The sequence below is a fragment of the Actinomadura sp. GTD37 genome (assembly GCF_041951365.1).
Classification (GTDB): domain Bacteria; phylum Actinomycetota; class Actinomycetes; order Streptosporangiales; family Streptosporangiaceae; genus Spirillospora.
In genome coordinates this window covers 22,802-40,846 of sequence record NZ_JBGNUS010000014.1, presented here as the reverse complement: position 1 = coordinate 40,846, position 18,045 = coordinate 22,802, and the positions used below count along the sequence as shown (strand labels likewise).

The window sequence follows — 18,045 nt, the reverse complement described above, 5'->3', positions numbered from 1 at the left end:
CGCCATGTGAGCTGAGTCTCCGGCTACCCCGTGCGGCCGGAGCCCCCGGGCACCGCGCGGAGGAGGCCGCCGTCCTCGTCGTCGCCGAGGGACGTCCGGGCCAGTCTCGTCAGCAGGTCCGCCAGCTCGGGGTGGTCCTCGGGGTCCCAGCCGTCCACGTGCCGGCACAGTCCCTCGCGGCGGGCGGCGAAGAGGCGGTCGGCCACCAGCCGGCCGGACGCGGTGACGGCGAGCGTCCCGTCCTGCCGGGTGACGTACCCGGCCGCGACCAGGCGGTCGACGTACGGGCGGCCCTGCTCCAGCGTGACGCCGGCGCGGTCGGCGAGGTCCTGCCGGACGACGGTGCCGTCCTTGGCGATCCGGCACAGCGCCCACACGCTCCCGGCCGGCAACTCCACTCCGCAGAGGACGGCCAGCCGGTTGTACATTTCGGCGGCCTTCGGGTCCCTGCGCATGAGTTCGCTCAGGGCACGCTCTATCTCGTGCCTGGACGAACGGACGGTCGGCGCCGCGCCGAAGCCCTCGCCGTAGTCGGTCGTCCGCGAGGTCTCCCGCAACGGGACCTCGCGCAAGAACCACGTCAGCACGAACGCGGCCGCCGCCACCGGCACCGCCCACAGGAAAACGGAGTCGATCGACTGCGCATAGGCGTGCAGGACGCTTCGCTTGACCTCCGCCGGGAACCGATCGAGCAACTGGGGGTTCCCCTGGACGGCCGCCGGGTCGAACCCGCGCGGCAGGACCCGGACCAAGTCCTCAATGTGCGAAGCGAGCTGGTTGCTGAAAATCGAGCCGAACACCGCGACACCGAACGAACCGCCGATCTGCCGGAAGAACGTGACCCCGGACGTGGCCGCCCCGAGGTCCTCGTACGACACCGCGTTCTGCACGGCGATGACGAGCACCTGCATCACCAGGCCGAGCCCGAACCCGAGCAGCGCGAACCGCAGGCTCATGCTCAGCGTCGACGAGTTCTCGTCCATCTGCGAGCACAGCCACATCGCCACCGCGATGATCGGCGTGCCGAGCACCGGGAAGATCTTGTAGCGGCCGTAGTGCGTGATGAGCTGCCCGGACCCGATCGAGCTGAGCAGCATCCCCAGCATCATCGGCAGCAGGTAGACCCCCGACAGCGTCGGCGACACCCCGTGCACGATCTGCAGGAAGATCGGCAGGAACGTCAGCGCGCCGAACATCGCGAAGCCGACCGCGAAGCTGATCGCCGCGCCCAGCGCGAACACCCGGTTCACCAGCAGCTTCGGCGGCATGACCGGCTCGGCGGCACGCCGCTCCACCAGCACCCACACGACGATCAGGACGAGCGAGCCGGCCAGCAGCCCGATGATCGGCGCGGAGATCCAGTCGTAGCGCGTCCCGCCCCAGGTCGTCATCAGCACGAGCCCCACGGCCCAGCCGACGATCAGCAGCGTGCCGAGGTAGTCGATGCGGTGCCGCTCGCGGTCCCCCGTCGCGGGCAGGACGGCGGCGACCACGAGCAGCGCCAGCACGCCGATCGGCAGGTTGATGTAGAAGACCCAGCGCCACGACAGGTTGTCGACGAACCAGCCCCCGAGCAGCGGCCCGCACACGCTGGACACGCCGAAGACCGCGCCGAACAGGCCCTGGTAGCGGCCGCGCTCGCGGGGCGGCACCACGTCCCCGACGATCGCGACGACGAGCACCATCAGCCCGCCGCCGCCGAGGCCCTGCAGGGCGCGGAACACGATCAGCTCGAACATGTCCCGGGACAGCCCGCACAGCGCCGACCCGATCAGGAAGATGACGATCGACGCCTGGAACAGCCGCTTGCGCCCGTACTGGTCGCCGAGCTTGCCCCACAGCGGCGTCGAGGCCGTCGAGGCGAGCAGGTACGCCGTCACGACCCACGCCAGGTGGTTGAGCCCGCCGAGATCGCTGACGATCGTGGGCAGCGCCGTGGAAACGATCGTCTGGTCGAGCGCCGCCAGCAGCATGGCGAGCATGAGGGCGCCCAGGATGACGTAGAGGTCGCGGCCCTTCGGCATGGCCCGCTCGTCCTGCGCCGCGCCCTTCACCGTCGTCATGCCTCGCCCCCGCCCAGAAGGTGCCGCATCCGTGCGGGGGAATGCCTACCCAGCGGCCGGACGAGATCACCCGGCGCCGGGCGGCAAGGTGGTGCGGGGGGTCAGCGCAGGATGTCGGAGGCGACCTTCGCGGCGCCGATCCCGGCGGCTCCGGCGGCGATGCCCACGGCCCCGGCGGTGACCCACAGCGGCAGGGCCTTGCGCGTCCGCAGTCCGCTGGTGACGTCGATCGAGTCGACGGCGAGGCCGAGCCGCGCCCACAGCCGGCGCCCGTCGTCGTCGCTCAGCAGGTAGCCGGCGCCGAGGGCGACCTCGCGGGCGCCGAACATCCGGGCCACATAGTCGCGGCCCGGGTCGGCGGCGCCGCCCAGGCCCATCAGCTTCACGGTCAGCTTCGGCGCGGCGATGGCCGCGAGGCCGAGGGCGACCCGCCCGCGCGCCAGGTTCACCATCAGGCCGTCGACCTTGTCCCGGCCGTCTACTTCCTTCGCATCTGCCACAAAGAGAGATTATCGGTCACCGCCCGGACTCCGACCGGCGGGTAACCCGACCCTTACGGGGCTATCGTGCGGAGAGGCGGCACTCCCCCGGCCCGGAAGGTGACCCATGGAAGGCATCCTCGCCCTCGTCGTCGTGTCGCTCCTCGCCGCGTTCTGCGTGCGCTGGGCCGCGGTACGGCTCCGGATGGCCATGCCCACCCGCGTCGCGGTGATCATCGTGTTCGTGCTCGTCGTGCTCGCGCTGTACGGGCAGCACCTGCGCGGCTGACCCGGCATCGCAATTCCCTCGGCGCGGGTCCGAACCAACTCCCCCGGCAGTGAGTCATAACTGACGAAACCCGGCTTCACGCCCCGCCCGGCGCGCCCGACCAGGGGAGCCGGCCCGAGCCGAGGGAGTGCACCAGTGCCGCACCCGGTGCCCGCCGTCCAGCGCAGCGGCGGCACGATCGCCCCGCACCTGAGACGCCTGCTGGAGTTCGTCGAGCCAGGCCGCGACGACGTCTGCCTCGACGTCGCGCGGGGCCGGGGCCCGATGCCCGCGGCGCTCGCTCCCACGGTGCGGCACCTGACCGCGGTGGACGCGATGCCCGAGCCGCCCGCGCGCTCCGGCTCGTGCGGGCGGATGTCCACGGTCGAGTTCGGCACCGGCCCGGTCCGCATCACCGGCGACGGCGCCGGACCGGACGGCGACCGCCGCCAGGCCGCCACGACGCGCGAGGACCACGTGCCGCACCCGATCGGCCCGGACCGTCCGACGATCAAGGCCGACGCCACCGCACTGCCCTACCGGGACAACGCGTTCTCCCTCGTCACGGCCCGGTTCTCGCTCTACAACCTGGGCGACCCGGACGACGTGCTGCGCGAGCTGCTGCGGGTCTGCCGGCCGGACGGGCGGGTGGTCGTCGCCGACCTCGTCCGCGGCAACCTCGCCGGCCCCGAACGCGACCGGATCGAGCGGATCCGCGACCCCGACCATCCCGGCACCCCGTCCATCGCCCGGCTCACCGAGATGATCACCTCGGCGGGCGGCAGCATCCGCCGGCTGGACGTGTTCACCGTGGAGCGCCCCATCGAGCCGTGGCTCGCCGGGGCCTGCGACGACGCGGCCGCCGACCGCATCCGCGAAGCCCTCATCGACGAGGTGGACGGCGGCCCCAAGACCGGCACCAAGCCGCGCATCATCGGCGGCGAACTGTGGTTCACCCAGACCTGGGCGCACGTCGCCGCCGAACCGATCCCCTAGGGCGCCGCCCTACGGGACGAGGACGGCCGCTCCGGTGAAGCGGTCTGCGGCGAGGTCGGCCAGCGCACGGTCGGCCTCGCCCAACCCGTAGCCGCGGGTCGTGACGGCGACGTCCAGCCGCGCGGCCAGCCGCAGGAACTCCTCGCCGTCGGCGCGCGTGTTCGCCGTCACCGACCGGACCTCGCGCTCCTGGAACAGGTAGCGCCGGTAGTCCAGGGACGGGACGTCGCTCAGATGGATGCCCGCGATCGCGCACGTCCCGCCGCGGTCGAGCCGTTCCAGCGCGGCGGCGACCAGTTCCCCCGCCGGCGCGAAGACGATCGCCGAGTCGAGGAGGGCGGGCGCGGCGTCGAAGGAGTCGCCCGCCCACGACGCGCCCAGGTCGCGGGCCAGTTCCCGGGCGGCCGGGCTCCGGGTGTAGACGTGCACGTCGGCGCCCTCGGCGAGCGCGATCTGCGCGGCCAGGTGGGCGGAACCGCCGAATCCCCAGACGCCGAGCCGCCCGCCCGGCGGCAGGGCCGCCCGGCGCAGCGCCCGGTAGCCGATGATGCCCGCGCACAGCAGCGGCGCGGCGCGGACGTCGTCCAGCTCGGGCGGCAGCGCGTAGGTGTAGGCGTCGACGGCCAGCGTGTACTCGGCGTAGCCGCCGTGCGCGTCCCAGCCGGTGTAGACCGACGCCGGGCAGAGGTTCTCGGCGCCGCGGCGGCAGAACCGGCACGCGCCGCACGTCCCGCGCAGCCACGCCGCGCCGACCCGGTCACCGGCGCCGTGCAGGCAGCCGGGGCCCGCCTCGACGACCTCGCCGACGATCTCGTGGCCGGGCGTCACCCCGGGCAGGTGGACGGGCAGGTCGCCCTCGGCGACGTGCAGATCCGTCCGGCAGACGCCGCACGCCAGCACCCGCACCAGCAGCTCGCCGGGGCCGGGCGACGGCACGTCGCGGTCGGCGCGCCGCAGCGGCCCCGACGCGATCGGGGCCGGCTCCACCACCGCCCACGCGCGCATCGCTACGGCGTCAGCGGCAGCTCGAACCAGACGGCCTTGCCGTCCGGCGTGGGCCGGGCGCCCCACCGGGTGGCGAGCTGGTCGACCAGGTAGAGGCCGCGGCCGCCCTCGTCGGTCTCGCCCGCGCTGCGGATGCGCGGCAGCCGCATGTCGGAGTCGAACACCTCGACCCACACCATGTCGTGGCCGCGCCGCAGCCGGAGCCGGAACTCCTTGGTCGGCGGCTCGCGGCGGCCGAGGTCGGCGCCGAGGTTCCAGTCGTCCTCGTCGAACTCGTCGCCGCCGAACTCGTCGCCGTCGAAGCCGTCCAGGGCGGCGCCGAACTCGGTGTTGAACTGCACGGGCGGCGGTGCGCCGAGCGGCTCGCCGCCGCGTCCCGGCGGCCCGGCGGCCACCGGGACCACCATCTCCCGCCGCGGCGCCGGCGTGGCGGTGGCGTGCAGGACGACGTTCGTGACGACCTCGGAGACCAGCAGGCACGCGAGTTCGGCCTGCTCGTCGAGCATCCCCCAGCCCGCGAACGTGTCGGCGGCCATCCGGCGCGCCTCCGACACCATGATCGGCTCGGCGGTGAAGGAGCGCTCCTCGACGGCCAGCTCGTCGGCCGCGGTGCGGATCACCACGATCGCGACGTCGTCGTCGATGTCGCCGGGCACCGCGTCGTAGGCGGCGTTCGCGATCGTCTCGACGCCGCCGCCCGCGGCCTTGGCGACGGCGGCGCGGACCATCTCCCGCGACTCCTCGCGGGTGTAGTAGTCGCCGTCGTCCTTGGGCCTGCGGTCGATGAGGCCGTCGGTGTAGAGGACGAGCGTGGAGCCCGGCTTCAGCTCGGTCGTCTCCTCGTTGAAGAGGATCTCGCCGCCCATGCCGGGGGCGCGCAGGCCGAGCATGCCGCCCTCGCTCTCGAACGTCAGCTCGCGGACCTCGCCGTCCATGACGAGGAGGGGCGGGTCGTGCCCGGCGTTGGCGAACTCCAGGACCCGCGACCACGCGTCGTACACGAAGTAGGTGCAGGACACGAGCGGCGGGCGGACGAGGTCGTCGCTGTTCCAGCCGGACCGCATCCGCTCGGGGCGGGTCATCGTGCGGACCCACTCGTCCAGCTTGCGGAGGATGTCGGCGGGCGGCTTGTCGTCCTGCGCGAAGGCGCGCAGCGCGGCCCGCAGCTGGCCCATGACGGCGGCGGCCCGCGCCCCCCGGCCCTCGACGTCGCCGATGACGAGGCCGACGCGTCCGGCCGAGAGCGGGATCACGTCGTACCAGTCGCCGCCGACCTGCGTCTGGATGCCGTGCCCGTGCGACTCCAGCGGACGGGCCGGCTCGTACCGCCAGGCGATCTGCAGGCCGTCCAGCGGGGGCGGCCGGTCGCCGGGCAGCAGGTGCTTCTGGAACGCGAGCGCGGTGTCGCGCTCCTCCTCGAAGAGCAGCGCGTTGTCGACGGCGAGCGCGACCCGGCTGGCGATCGCGCCGAGCAGGTCGCGGTCGAAGCCGTCGTAGTGCGGGTCGGGCCGCTTGGACAGGTTCGACAGCGCGAGGCTCATCACGCCGAGCATCTCGCCGCGCACCAGCAGCGGCGCCGAGATCACCGAGGTGATGCCCATCTCGACGCCGAGCCGCTTGGACGACTCGGTCGGCGCCGCGAACCGGTGCTGGATCATGTCCTCGACGAGGACGGCGTCGCGCCGGTCCATCGCCTTGGCGCTGAAGTGGCCGGGCGGGTAGGAGACGGGCTCGCCGACCTCCGCCCAGGTGCCGGGCGGCGGCTCCCAGTTCCCGGCGTGCCGCGACACCCGCCGGTAGAGCCGGTCGCCGCTGTACAGGTCGATGAAGCAGTGGTCGGCGAACTGCGGGACGAGCGTGTCGGCGACCCGGCGGAGGGTGCTCTCCAGCTCCAGGGACCCGGCGAGCCGCTCGCCGATCCGCTCCATCAGCCCGTAGCGCTCCTGCTCGCGCTGGTTGGAGCGGAGCGCCTCCCGCGCGAAGATCACGACGCCGTCCACCGCGCCGGACGGATGCCGCAGCGGCACCGCGTGCGCGCGCGTGTAGACGGTCGTCCCGTCGGCGCGCAGGTTGCAGAACGTGCCCTCCCAGACGCCGCCCTTGAGGACGTGCTTGGCGAGCTCCGTCGCCTGCTCGTGGTCCTCCTCGGCGATGCCCAGGGAGAGGATCGAGTGGCCGATCACCTCGTCGCCGCCGAACCCGAACAGCTGCCGCGCGAACGCGTTGCCGTAGATGACGTTGCTGAAGCGGTCGCAGACGATGACCGCCATCTCCATCTGGCTGAGGACGGTCTCGGGCGGCAGACGCGCCTCGTCAGGCGCTTCCCCCCAGTGGTTCATCTCCCCATCCCGATCCTGATGCCGGCCGCCGCCCCCGGCCTGACGGTCGCCGGGCGTCGCGGCGGGGCCGGCGCGTGAGTTCGCCTCGTCGTATTGAACGACGAACCCGCCGCCGGGATACGCCCGAAAGGCGCGATGGTATGGAGATCTTCGGTATAGACCGTCGGAACCGGTGTTCGCACGCCGACCGTGTCAGCGTCTGCTGACGAAGACGTGTTCGGCGATGTCGCGGGGAAGCTCCGTCGCGGGCCCCTCGTCCTCGTCGTCACTGATCACCCGTACCCCGTCATCGGTCGCCCGGAGAATCACCTCTCGTCCCGGTTGTATCCCTATCTGCTTGAGTCTAAGCATCAGGTCGCTGTCGCTCTGCACCTGCTCGCTGATCCGCCGGATCACCGCGTCGGCGCCGCCGGGGCTCGCCACGGCCGTCATGACCGACAGCGGCGCGTGCTCGGCGGCGTCGCCGTGCCCGCCCAGCTCGTCCAGGCCGGGGATCGGGTTGCCGTGCGGGCAGGTGGTCGGGTTGTCCAGCAGCGCGACGAGGCGGCGCTCGACGTCCTCCGACATCACGTGCTCCCAGCGGCACGCCTCGATGTGGACGTCCTCCCAGGGCAGTCCGATGACGTTGACCAGCAGGCATTCGGCGAGCCGGTGCTTGCGCATGACGCGCGTGGCGAGACCGCGACCGCTGTCGGTCAGCGCGAGGTGCCGATCGCCCTCGACCCGGAGCAGGCCGTCGCGCTCCATCCGCGCGACCGTCTGGCTCACCGTGGGGCCGCTCTGGGAGAGCCGCTCCGCGATGCGCGCACGGAGGGGAATGATCCCCTCCTCTTCGAGCTCGAAAACCGTGCGGAGGTACATCTCCGTGGTATCGATAAGGCCGTGTGAGGTCACAGCTCCCTCCAGTCTTATGGGCAGGAGTCTACTTGCTCGGACCCCGCACCGCCGGGCCCTGCGAATATCCCCCTGCAGCCGGGTAAGGGGAACGCGAGATGAACGCGAAACCTTCCCCGGACGCGGAACCGTTCCTGCCCGACTCCCCCGCCGAGCGCACCGATCTGGACGCGCTGCGCCGCGCCGCGGCCGGTTGCCGCGGCTGCGGCCTCTACGCGAACGCCACGCAGACCGTCTTCGGCGAAGGCTCGGCGGGCGGGCGGATCGTGCTCGTGGGCGAGCAGCCCGGCGACCAGGAGGACCGCAAGGGCCACCCGTTCGTCGGCCCCGCCGGACGCGTCCTCGACCGGGCGCTGGAGGAGGCCGGGATCGAGCGCGGCGACGTCTACGTCACCAACGCCGTGAAGCACTTCAAGTTCAAGCGGCAGGAGGGCGGCAAGCGGCGCATCCACGAGGCGCCGAACGCGGGCGAGATGCGCGCGTGCCGCCCCTGGCTGCTGGCGGAGCTGCGGACCCTGGACCCGGACGTCGTCGTCGCGCTGGGCGCCACGGCGGGCAAGGCGCTGCTCGGCTCGTCCTTCCGGGTGACGAAGCAGCGCGGCCGCCTGCTGCCGCTCCCCGATCCGGAGGCGATCGGCGCCCCGGCCGCCGGGCGGGAGGCCGTCGATGAGCCGCCGGAGCAGGCCGGGGCGCGGCTGCTCGCGACGATCCATCCGTCCGCCGTCCTGCGCGCCGAGGACCGCGACGCCGCGTACGCGGGCCTGCTGGACGACCTCAGGATCGCCGCCTCCGCCCTCCATTGACCTGCGGCGTGTTGTTGTAATGGCGCACCTCATAACAACAACACGCCGCAGGTCAACGGAGCGGTCAGGGGGTGACGGCCTCGGTCGCCTGGGCGTCGTAGCGCAGCAGGGCCGGGACGGCGAACGCGGCGACGATCACCAGCGCCGCGCAGGCCAGCCCGCCGCCCACCCAGGACGCGGTGGCCCCGGCGACGCTCGCGGTCGCGCCCGCGCGCACGTCCCCGAGCCGGGGGCCGCCCGCGACGACGACGGTGAAGACGCCCTGGAGCCGGCCGCGCAGCTTGTCCGGCGCGTACGTCTGGAGCATCGACTGGCGGAACACCGCCGACACCAGGTCGGCCGCGCCGCCCACGGCGAGCAGCACCACCGCGAGCCACAGCTGCCCGGCGAGCCCGGCCGCCGCCACGGCCAGCCCCCAGATCACGATCGACGCGACGAGCGCGATGCCCTGCCTGCGGACCCGTCCGATCCAGCCGGACGACAGCCCGCCGAGGAACGCTCCAATCGCGATCGCGGCGAACAGCCAGCCGACCGCGCCGCCCCCGCCGAACCGGGTCTCGGCGACCTCGGGGAACAGGGCGCGCGGCATCGCGACCGCCATCGCGATGATGTCCACGACGAACGACATCAGCAGCACCGGCTGCGTGGCCAGGTAGCGCAGCCCGTCGATCACCGACCGCAGGCCCGGCGCGCCGGTGACGTCGCCGAGCGGCGGGATCGGCGGCAGCCGCAGCGCCGCGTACAGGACGACGCTGAACAGCACGGCGTCCAGCGCGTACGCCGCCGCGTAGTGCCAGTGGGCCAGCAGCACGCCGGCGAACAGCGGCCCGGCCAGCATCCCGAACTGGCCGGCGGTGAAGTTGAGGGTGTTGGCCGCCGGGACGAGCGGCCGGTCGACCAGCCGGGGGATGATCGCGCTGCGGGTCGGCGAGGCCACCGCGAACCCCATCGCCTGGACCGCGACCACCGCCATGATCAGCGCGAGGCTGCCGACGCCGAGCAGCGCCTGGACGAGCAGCAGCAGGGTCGCCGCCCACATCACGCAGGACGAGGCGAACAGCAGCTTGCGCCGGTCCATGTGGTCGGCGACCGCGCCGCCCCACAGCCCGAACACGATCAGCGGGACGAGGTTGACGAAGCCGAGCACGCCGACCCACAGCGACGACCTGGTCATGTCGTACACCTGGACGGGGACGGCCACGGCGGTCACCTGGAACCCGACGAACGACACGCCCTGCCCGAGCCACAGCCGCCGGTACGCGGGCAGCGCCAGGGGCCGGGTGTCGATGGCCAGCCGGCGCAGGCTGGCGCGCGCGCCCTTGCGGGGTTTCGCCGGGTCCTCGGGCTCGGCGGGGTCCTCGGGCTCGGCGGCGTCGTCGGCCTTCTCGGCGCCGGGGGTGTCGGGAGTGTCGGGGGCGCCGGCGGGGGGCGGGTGCTGTTCCGGTGTCACGGGGACAGTCTCTCCGCCGTCCACTCCCCGAAGCCGTCCGCGCCCCCCGCGACCGCTTCGCGGCGGTAGCGGATCCGGTCGTGCAGCCGGTCGCGGCGCCCCTGCCAGAACTCGATCGACTCGGGGACGACGCGGTACCCGCCCCAGAAGCCCGGCAGCGGGACGACGTCGGCGTCGTCCCCGCCCGGCGCCCCCGGCGGCTGCCCGGCGGCCGGATCCGGCCAGCGCGCCGCCACCTCGGCGTAGCGGCGCTCCAGCTCGTCCCGTCCGCGGATGACGCCCGACTGGTGCTCGCTCGCCCACGCGCCGAGCCGCGACCCGTACGGGCGGGTCCGGAAGTAGGCGGCCGACTCGTCCCGCGTCAGCTCGGCCACCGGGCCGGCGACCCGCACCTGCCGGTAGAGCGGATGCCACGGGAACACCAGCGCGGCGCGCGGGTTCTCCGCGAGGTCGTGCCCCTTGTGCGAACCGAGGTTCGTGAAGAAGCGGAACCCCTGCGGCCCGTATCCCTTCAGCAGGACGAGCCGGGCGCTCGGAACGCCGTCGCCGGACGCCGTCGCGAGCACCATCGCGTTGGGTTCGGCGAGCCCCGCGGCGTGCACGTCGGCGAACCACGCGGCGAACAGCGCGAGCGGATCCGAGGGGAGCGCCGACTCGGACAATTCGCCCGACTCGTAAGATCTCCGGAGCCGCGCGGGATCGGGCGTTGGGGAATCCACAGCGTCAGAGCCTCTCACCTGGGAGTTGTGCAACTCGCACGACCCCTGGGTACTGGTCAGTAAGGCGGACAGGGTTCAATGGCACGGCACCGCCTTATCACTCTTGGGGACGAAAGGCAGGACGACATGTCCGACTTCAAACCTGGTCTCGAGGGGGTCGTGGCCTTCGAGACCGAGATCGCCGAACCGGACAAGGAGGGCGGCGCCCTCCGCTACCGGGGCGTCGACATCGAGGAACTCGTCGGCCGCGTCTCCTTCGGCGACGCCTGGGGCCTGCTGGTCGACGACAGCTTCACCCCCGGCCTGGCCCCCGCCGACCCGCACCTGCTCCCGGTCACCTCCGGCGACGTGCGGGTGGACGTCCAGAGCGCGCTCCCCACGCTCGCCCCCGCCTACGGGATGAGGCCCCTGCTCGACATCACCGACGAGGAGGCCCGCGCCGACCTCGCCCGCGTGTCCGTCACGGCCCTGTCGTTCGTGGCGCAGTCGGCGCGCGGCGTAGGCGTGCCGATGGTCCCGCAGAAGCGGATCGACGAGTCCGGGACCATCACCGAGCGGTTCATGGTCCGCTGGCGCGGTGAGCCCGACCCGAACCACGTCCGGGCCATCGACGCGTACTGGGTCTCCGCCGCCGAGCACGGCATGAACGCCTCCACCTTCACCGCCCGCGTGATCGCCTCCACCGGGGCGGACGTCGCGGCCAGCATGTCCGGCGCCATCGGCGCCATGTCGGGCCCCCTGCACGGCGGCGCCCCCGCGCGCGTGCTCCCGATGATCGAGAAGGTCGAGCAGCTCGGCGACGCCCGCAAGGTCGTCGCCGACATCCTGGACTCCGGCGACCGGCTGATGGGCTTCGGCCACCGCGTCTACCGCGCCGAGGACCCCCGCGCCCGCGTGCTGCGGCGCACCGCCAAGGAACTGAACGCCCCCCGCTACGAGGCCGCGAAGGCCCTGGAGGACGCCGCCCTCGCCGAGCTGCGCGAGCGCCGCCCGGACCGCCCGATCGAGACGAACGTCGAGTTCTGGGCCGCGGTCATCCTGGACTTCGCCGACGTCCCGACCGCGATGATGCCCGCCATGTTCACCTGCGGCCGCACCGCCGGCTGGGCCGCGCACATCCTGGAGCAGAAGCGCACCGGGCGCCTCGTCCGCCCGAGCGCCAAGTACACCGGCCCCGGCAGCCGCTCCCTCGACGACGTCGCCGGAGCCGCGGACGTCCTCAAGGGCTGAGAGACCTCCCCCCGACTCCCCCGCAACGACGCGTCGTGAGGCCCCCGGACCGGTCCGGGGGCCTTTCGCGCGCCTAGCGCGGCGCGGTCGCGGCCCCGCCGCCGGCGGGCGGGCAGGACGCCCTGCCCTGGTCGCCCGCGATGAGGCGGCCGCAGACCTGCTTGACCTCGCTCGTCCCGTCCGCCTTGATCGTCGCCAGCATGACCGGCTTGTCGACGACCTGGTGGCCCATGCCGCGCGGGCCGAACCGGATCACGCCGCTCGCCCCGTTGCGCAGGACGTCGTGGTCGGGGTCGTTCAGCGCGGCGAACACCGACCCGGCGGACGGCAGCGCCTGCTCCTGCCAGTAGACCTTGCTCGCCACGGTCGCGACGAGGGTCACGGCGTCGTAGGCGACGGCGGCGCGGGTGATGGACGGCCGCCGGCCCGGCGCCGCGCCGTCGTCGGTCATCACGCGGACGGCCGGGTCGTAGTCGGAGTAGAAGGTCTGCGGGGCCTGGTCGCCGATCCAGCGCCACGTCCACGCCTCCCGCGCGGCGAGCGGCGTGAAGTACAGGTCGAAGGTGTCCTTGCGGCCGATCTCGTCGGCGTTGTCGCTGACGTACTTGGCGATCTCGTCGTCCGCCATGACCAGCGGGCGCTTGGGGCACGACAGCTCCAGCACGTTGATGAACGAGCGGAACTCGTCGGAGCGCCCGGCGTAGTAGAACATGCCGGGCTGGTCCTGGCACGCCTCCCGGACGGACTTGTTCAGCTCGCCGGGATTCCGGTACGGCCGCATCAGCGCCCTGCCGGGGCGGAACGCCTGCTCGAAGTCCGCGGCGAGGTTGCCGCTGTAGAGGTCGTCGGGGTCGCCGTCGTAGATCACGACCGCGTCGTCCACCTTCCGGCCGCCCACGTCGCCGTGCCGCGCCCAGTACGCGGCGTGCTCGGCCGTCCGCGCGTTCGGCGACGCGAGCCGGAAGTAGTAGGGCGAGAAGCCGGCGTCGCCGTCCAGCAGCGCCGTCCCGTCGTAGCTGTTGGCCGTGCCGACCAGGGGCAGCGCCGACTTGGCCAGCAGCCTGATCGCCTCCTGGGTCTGCCGGCGGCTCTGCTCGAACCCGACGACCGCGACGACGGAGCGGTCCTCCAGCGCGCGCCTGCGGATCTGCTCGGCGACCTGCTCGGCGAAGCGGAACCTGGCGCCCGCGTTGGCGATCAGGACCCGCAGCCGCAGGTCGTCGCCCTCGGCCGCGTCGTTGAACCGCTTCTGCGCGACCGCCAGCCCGATCAGCTCGCCCTGCACCCCGGCGAGCAGGTCGATCCGCCGGTTCTCGATGGACGGGTCGGCGGTCACCGGGCCGAGGTAGACGACCGTCGCGTACGGCTTGCCGGACTCCTTGACGTGGTCGTTCAGCGCCTGGATCTGGTCGAGGACCTTGTTCAGCCGGTTGTCGTTGTTCTTGCCGCCGGAGTCCTCGCCGAAGCGGAACGAGCCGTCGGTGATGCCGACGCACTCGCCGTTCGCCATCCGCCTGATCCCGAACGGCGAGCAGTACTTCACCACCTGCACCGAGATCACCGTCACGGACGCCGCCGCGACCGCGACCATCGCGATCCACGGCAGCGCCGGGTGCGCGAGCCGGGGGCGGCGCCGCACCGGCCGGACGGGCGGCAGGTCGCCGCCCGGGTCGCGGGTGATGTCGACGCGCAGCTCGCGGCGGGAGCCGAGCGCGCCGACGCGGCGCTGCTCGCGGGTGTAGCGGTCCCACAGGCCGCGCGCGGCGATGACGCTCTGCGGCTCGCCCGACGACACGTCCACCCGGACGGCCTGCGCGAGCCGCTCGACGAGCCGCGGCCCGGACGGCGCGGACGGGTCGTCGTCGGCGGGCGCGTTCGGGTCGACGCCGGCGACGACGACGAGCGGGTCGAAGCCGGGCGGCCGGCCGCTCGCCTGGCCGTCGGCCCGGACCCGCTCCACCAGCTCCACGAACACGACCCCCGGATGCCGGGCGGACAGATGCTCGAAGATCAGCACCGGGTAGCGGACGCGGGCCCAGGCGGCGCGCCGGTAGTCGCGCCGGTAGTTGCGGCGCAGGTCCTCCAGGAACGCGGCGACGAGCAGCAGGTCGAGCTGCTCGCCGTGGCCGTCCGGCTCGACCGGGCGCGGGTCGAACACGCCGAGCGCGAAGCCGAGGAAGCCGGTGGAGTCGCGGTCGACGTAGGGCTGGCGCAGGAACCAGCCGTACCGGCGCACCCCGTACCAGCCGCGCGTCCGGGCGACGATCTGCACGGTGACGAACGCCAGCCCGACGACGGCGGCGAGGACCGCCGAGGCGAGGTCGAGGGCCGCCGCCGTCCCGGCGCTGATCAGCGCGACGACCGCGATCCCGATCGGGGCGATCTGCTCCAGGAACGACAGGAACGTGGCGGGCCGGCCGCGCACCTCCTCCAGGTCGCGCAGGACGTCCCGGCCGCGGCGGCGGATCACCCGGTTCAGCTCGCGGCGGCGCGCGTTCTCGTTGTCGCCGACGGGCGGATGCGTGAGCCGCCGGATGAGCTGGTGGTTCTCCCGCTCGGCGGACGAGGCGCCGCGCGGCGGCGGCCGGTCCCCGGCGAGCCGGATCTCCCGCAGGTCGCGCAGCCACAGCGCCATCTCCAGCAGCGGGAACCGCAGCCCCGGCTCGCCCCGGGCCCGGCTGCTCGGCTGCGACAGCTCCCGCTTCGCCTCCCGCAGCACGCCCGCGACGTCGGTGGCGGGCGTCTCGGCGGCGATGTGCGACACCGGGGCGCGCTCGTCCTCGCAGCGGGACTTGAGCAGCTCGGCGGCGTGCGCGGCGGCGCGGCCGGGGCCGAGGAGCAGCAGGAGCGGTCTGAGCCGCGCCCGCCATCGCCACGGCGGCCGCTCCCGCAGCCGTTCGAAGAGGTCGAGCACTCCGCGCAGCCGATCCTCGCCCAGGATCCTGTCGCCCTCGCCCGCCATGCGTCCCGCCTCGCTTCCCGGCTCGCCGCTCCCCGCCTCGCCCGTCCGCCGCCCTCTCCGAGGTTGGACGCACCGGCCCCCCGAGTGGATCGAAACTTTTCCAGCATCGCGCGGCCGGGCACGAAAACCGGCCACTTTGTCATTATTGGACGCATGACCCAAGACCCCGACGAGCCGCTCGACGGCGACATCGGCCCCGCGCCCGTCCTGGAACCGGCGGCGGCGCGGGCCGACACCGCCGCGGAGCTGCGGCGGTACGAGGCGGAGCGCGAGGAGCGCCGCCGCCGCACCAACGCCGTGTCCGGACGGATCGCCGTGGCGGCCGCCGCGCTGTTCCTGGGCTTCCTCACCTACGACTCCGTCAACACGGCCGTCGAGGCCCACGCCAAGGGCGACGACTGGGTCTATCCGCCCGCCGTCGTCGCCGCCGTCTGCACGGTGGCGCTGGCGGCCCTGCTGACCTGGGCCTGGCGGCGCAGGCGTCTCGGCATGTGAACCCGGCCGCGATCTTCGCCGCAGGTCAGATAGCCTTCTGCGAGTGACCGACAGCGCGAATCCAACCATTGACATTCCAGCCGATCTCAAGCCCGCGGACGGCCGTTTCGGGTGCGGTCCGTCCAAGGTCCGCCCCGAGCAGCTCGCCGCCCTGGCGGAGTCCGGGTCGGCCTACATGGGCACCTCGCACCGCCAGAAGCCGGTGAAATCCCTGGTCGGGCGCGTCCGGGAGGGGCTGTCCCAGCTGTTCTCCCTGCCCGCGGGGTACGAGGTCCTGCTCAGCAACGGCGGCACCACCGCGTTCTGGGACGCGGCCGCGTTCGGGCTCGTCCGGCAGCGCTCGCAGCACCTGACGTTCGGTGAGTTCTCCAGCAAGTTCGCCAAGGTCACCACGGGCGCGCCCTGGCTGGGGAACCCCACCGTCATCAGCGGCCCGCCCGGCACGCACCCCGAGGCGTCCGCCGAGGAGGACGTCGACGTCTACGCGCTCACCCACAACGAGACCTCGACCGGCGTCGCGATGCCGATCAGGCGTCCGGCGGGCACGATCGCGCGCGAGGGTCTCGTCCTGGTGGACGCCACGTCCGGCGCGGGCGGCCTGCCCGTGGACGTGTCGGAGACCGACGTCTACTACTTCGCGCCGCAGAAGTGCTTCGCGGCGGACGGCGGCCTCTGGATCGCGCTCGCGTCCCCGGCCGCGCTGGAGCGGATCGACGAGATCGCCATGTCCGACCGGTACGTCCCGGAGTTCTTCAACCTGAAGACGGTCGTGGACAACTCCGCCAAGGACCAGACGTACAACACCCCGGCCGTGGCCACCCTGCTGCTCCTCGCCGAGCAGATCGAGTGGATGAACGGCCAGGGCGGCCTGGAGTGGACGACGTCCCGCACGGCCGACTCGTCCCGGCGGCTCTACACCTGGGCGGAGAAGACCTCGTACACGACGCCGTTCGTGGTCGACCCGGCGCAGCGCTCCCAGGTCGTCGGCACGATCGACTTCAACGACGACGTGGACGCGGCCGCCGTCGCCAAGACCCTGCGCGCCAACGGGATCGTCGACACCGAGCCGTACCGCAAACTGGGCCGCAACCAGCTGCGCATCGGCATGTTCCCGGCCATCGACCCCGACGACGTCGAAGCCCTGACCGCCTGCATCGACCACGTCGTAGAGCGGTTGTAGAGCGGCGGTTTCAATTCCTGGGGGGCGACCCCCAGGAACCCCCGTTGCGACGCAGGCGATGCTCGGGCCGGGTCAGGCTACGGTCATCAGGCCGCCGGTGCCGCCGGTGCCCTGGACGGCGCGGTGGAGGAGGCCGGCGCGGTCGACGTCGCGGTCGTCGGCGGTGAAGCCCGTCCAGACGCGGGGGTCCATGTCGGTGTGGCGGGCCGTGGGCAGGAAGTTCGCGCTCTCGAGCACTTCGGGCCGGTCGCGGCGTCCGGGGCGGCGCTCCATGCCGATCTTCGCGTAGGTGCCCTCGCGGAGCATCACAACGGAGGCGAACTCCACGCGCGTGTGCCGCTCGGCGTCCCGGAACCAGCGCGGGTTGGACGCCCAGTAGATGTTCTGGTCGGTGTCCACGGCGACGGTCAGCGGGCTGAGCGCGCCGCGGGCCAGATGCACCTCGGTGGGACGGTCGCGGTGGACCCAGGCCAGCGCGACCCGTCCGACCACGGCTTCGAGGACGGCGGTCACGTCGGACGGCCCCCGGCACCCGGCCAGCAGCTGGAAGAGCGGCTCGCTGTCGGTCGTCCCGGACGCGGGCGGCAGCGGGAACCGGCCCCGCAGGCCCGCGGCGTCGATGTCCCCGTTGTGCGTGGCGACGACGTCCTGGACGGCCATCGGGCTCGCGTTGCGGGGCTCCAGCGGCGTCCCCTGCGTCGCCCAGCGGGTGTGGCCGAGCGCCACGGGCGAGCGGTCCAGCTCGGGGACGTACGCCGGGCGCCAGACCCCGGAGAAGCGGCCCCGCCCCCGCACCACCCGGCAGCCGCCCGCCGGGCCGCCGAGGCTCGGCCAGCCGCCGAGGCCGGGCCACGCGCCGAGGAGCGCGAGGCCGGCCGAGTCCGTCCCGCGCTCCTCCGCGAGCATGCCCAGCGTCACGAACACGTCCGACGCCCGCCCCGGGTCGTCGGCGAACGGCGAGCGCACCATCCCGAACAATCCGCACATGTCTGATGAGATGCAGATCATGGGCGGGCGGTTCGACCCGCGCACGAGTCCGAATAGGCTCGGGGCGTGAACCGCGCGCCCCAATGGCTGCTTCCCACCGTGCTGACCGCGCTCGTCCTCGCCGTGGTCGTCGGTGCGCTGCTGAGCTGACCGGCGCGGGTCATATGATCGACGG

Annotated in this window: 15 protein-coding genes; 6 read left to right on the top strand and 9 right to left on the bottom strand. The window is 73.3% G+C overall.

Annotated features, from left to right (window positions below; genetic code table 11):
* Positions 1–23 precede the first annotated feature (23 nt).
* Together ACA511_RS38910 and ACA511_RS38905 are read right to left on the bottom strand one after the other, a co-directional pair.
* The gene (locus tag ACA511_RS38910) at positions 24–2,063 is read right to left on the bottom strand and encodes an MFS transporter (protein WP_375029759.1); all 2,040 of its coding nucleotides are present in this window, start codon (positions 2,061–2,063) and stop codon (positions 24–26) included.
* A 101-nt stretch (positions 2,064–2,164) separates the two neighbouring features.
* Complete coding sequence (locus ACA511_RS38905) at positions 2,165–2,563, bottom strand: hypothetical protein (RefSeq protein ID WP_375029758.1); 399 nt, start codon at positions 2,561–2,563, stop codon at positions 2,165–2,167.
* 106 nt (positions 2,564–2,669) lie between these two features.
* Between ACA511_RS38905 and ACA511_RS38900 the strand changes: the two genes are divergently transcribed.
* Both ACA511_RS38900 and ACA511_RS38895 read left to right on the top strand, forming a co-directional pair.
* Entirely contained in the window at positions 2,670–2,831 is a 162-nt protein-coding gene (locus tag ACA511_RS38900; RefSeq protein ID WP_375029757.1) for a hypothetical protein, read from the top strand.
* A 135-nt stretch (positions 2,832–2,966) separates the two neighbouring features.
* Positions 2,967–3,806 (top strand): class I SAM-dependent methyltransferase, encoded by an 840-nt coding sequence (locus ACA511_RS38895; protein ID WP_375029756.1) that lies wholly within the window; start codon positions 2,967–2,969, stop codon positions 3,804–3,806.
* Positions 3,807–3,815: 9 nt separating this feature from the next.
* On the opposite strand, the gene ACA511_RS38890 is transcribed toward ACA511_RS38895, so the two are convergent.
* From ACA511_RS38890 to ACA511_RS38880, 3 genes are all read right to left on the bottom strand, one after another.
* On the bottom strand, positions 3,816–4,811 hold the full coding sequence (locus tag ACA511_RS38890; RefSeq protein WP_375029755.1) for a zinc-dependent alcohol dehydrogenase family protein: 996 nt from the start codon (positions 4,809–4,811) through the stop codon (positions 3,816–3,818).
* A gap of 2 nt (positions 4,812–4,813) precedes the next feature.
* Entirely contained in the window at positions 4,814–7,150 is a 2,337-nt protein-coding gene (locus ACA511_RS38885) for a SpoIIE family protein phosphatase (protein ID WP_375029754.1), read from the bottom strand.
* Positions 7,151–7,342: 192 nt separating this feature from the next.
* Entirely contained in the window at positions 7,343–8,044 is a 702-nt protein-coding gene (locus ACA511_RS38880; RefSeq protein ID WP_375029753.1) for a metal-dependent transcriptional regulator, read from the bottom strand.
* 98 nt (positions 8,045–8,142) lie between these two features.
* Between ACA511_RS38880 and ACA511_RS38875 the strand changes: the two genes are divergently transcribed.
* Positions 8,143–8,847, top strand: a complete 705-nt coding sequence (locus tag ACA511_RS38875; protein ID WP_375029752.1) for a UdgX family uracil-DNA binding protein — start codon at positions 8,143–8,145, stop codon at positions 8,845–8,847.
* Between the two features lie 64 nt (positions 8,848–8,911).
* Here ACA511_RS38875 and ACA511_RS38870 read toward each other — a convergent pair whose 3' ends face one another.
* Both ACA511_RS38870 and pdxH read right to left on the bottom strand, forming a co-directional pair.
* Complete coding sequence (locus tag ACA511_RS38870) at positions 8,912–10,297, bottom strand: MFS transporter (protein WP_375029751.1); 1,386 nt, start codon at positions 10,295–10,297, stop codon at positions 8,912–8,914.
* Positions 10,294–10,959, bottom strand: a complete 666-nt coding sequence (gene pdxH / locus ACA511_RS38865) for a pyridoxamine 5'-phosphate oxidase (RefSeq protein WP_375029750.1) — start codon at positions 10,957–10,959, stop codon at positions 10,294–10,296. The genes ACA511_RS38870 and pdxH overlap by 4 nt, the downstream gene beginning before the upstream one ends.
* A gap of 183 nt (positions 10,960–11,142) precedes the next feature.
* Between pdxH and ACA511_RS38860 the strand changes: the two genes are divergently transcribed.
* On the top strand, positions 11,143–12,246 hold the full coding sequence (locus ACA511_RS38860; protein ID WP_375029749.1) for a citrate synthase 2: 1,104 nt from the start codon (positions 11,143–11,145) through the stop codon (positions 12,244–12,246).
* Positions 12,247–12,319: 73 nt separating this feature from the next.
* On the opposite strand, the gene ACA511_RS38855 is transcribed toward ACA511_RS38860, so the two are convergent.
* On the bottom strand, positions 12,320–15,208 hold the full coding sequence (locus ACA511_RS38855; RefSeq protein ID WP_375029748.1) for an ABC transporter substrate-binding protein: 2,889 nt from the start codon (positions 15,206–15,208) through the stop codon (positions 12,320–12,322).
* A 153-nt stretch (positions 15,209–15,361) separates the two neighbouring features.
* Here ACA511_RS38855 and ACA511_RS38850 point away from each other — a divergent pair, with 153 nt between their 5' ends.
* Both ACA511_RS38850 and serC read left to right on the top strand, forming a co-directional pair.
* Positions 15,362–15,703 (top strand): hypothetical protein, encoded by a 342-nt coding sequence (locus ACA511_RS38850; RefSeq protein WP_375029747.1) that lies wholly within the window; start codon positions 15,362–15,364, stop codon positions 15,701–15,703.
* A 43-nt stretch (positions 15,704–15,746) separates the two neighbouring features.
* Positions 15,747–16,883 carry a phosphoserine transaminase gene (serC, locus tag ACA511_RS38845; RefSeq protein ID WP_375029746.1) on the top strand — a complete coding sequence of 379 codons (1,137 nt, stop codon included), beginning with the start codon at positions 15,747–15,749 and terminating at the stop codon, positions 16,881–16,883.
* A gap of 72 nt (positions 16,884–16,955) precedes the next feature.
* On the opposite strand, the gene ACA511_RS38840 is transcribed toward serC, so the two are convergent.
* Positions 16,956–17,852 (bottom strand): hypothetical protein, encoded by an 897-nt coding sequence (locus ACA511_RS38840; RefSeq protein ID WP_375029745.1) that lies wholly within the window; start codon positions 17,850–17,852, stop codon positions 16,956–16,958.
* Positions 17,853–18,045 lie beyond the last annotated feature (193 nt).

Bases quoted from the DNA above. Each gene is read 5' to 3' on its own strand.
- ACA511_RS38875 (WP_375029752.1), top strand. From the start codon at position 8,143: ATGAACGCGAAACCTTCCCCGGACGCGGAACCGTTCCTGCCCGACTCC.
- ACA511_RS38840 (WP_375029745.1), bottom strand. From the start codon at position 17,852: ATGGTGCGCTCGCCGTTCGCCGACGACCCGGGGCGGGCGTCGGACGTG.
- ACA511_RS38860 (WP_375029749.1), top strand. From the start codon at position 11,143: ATGTCCGACTTCAAACCTGGTCTCGAGGGGGTCGTGGCCTTCGAGACC.
- ACA511_RS38900 (WP_375029757.1), top strand. From the start codon at position 2,670: ATGGAAGGCATCCTCGCCCTCGTCGTCGTGTCGCTCCTCGCCGCGTTC.
- ACA511_RS38885 (WP_375029754.1), bottom strand. From the start codon at position 7,150: ATGAACCACTGGGGGGAAGCGCCTGACGAGGCGCGTCTGCCGCCCGAG.
- ACA511_RS38855 (WP_375029748.1), bottom strand. From the start codon at position 15,208: ATGGCGGGCGAGGGCGACAGGATCCTGGGCGAGGATCGGCTGCGCGGA.
- ACA511_RS38910 (WP_375029759.1), bottom strand. From the start codon at position 2,063: ATGACGACGGTGAAGGGCGCGGCGCAGGACGAGCGGGCCATGCCGAAG.
- ACA511_RS38850 (WP_375029747.1), top strand. From the start codon at position 15,362: ATGACCCAAGACCCCGACGAGCCGCTCGACGGCGACATCGGCCCCGCG.
- ACA511_RS38890 (WP_375029755.1), bottom strand. From the start codon at position 4,811: ATGCGCGCGTGGGCGGTGGTGGAGCCGGCCCCGATCGCGTCGGGGCCG.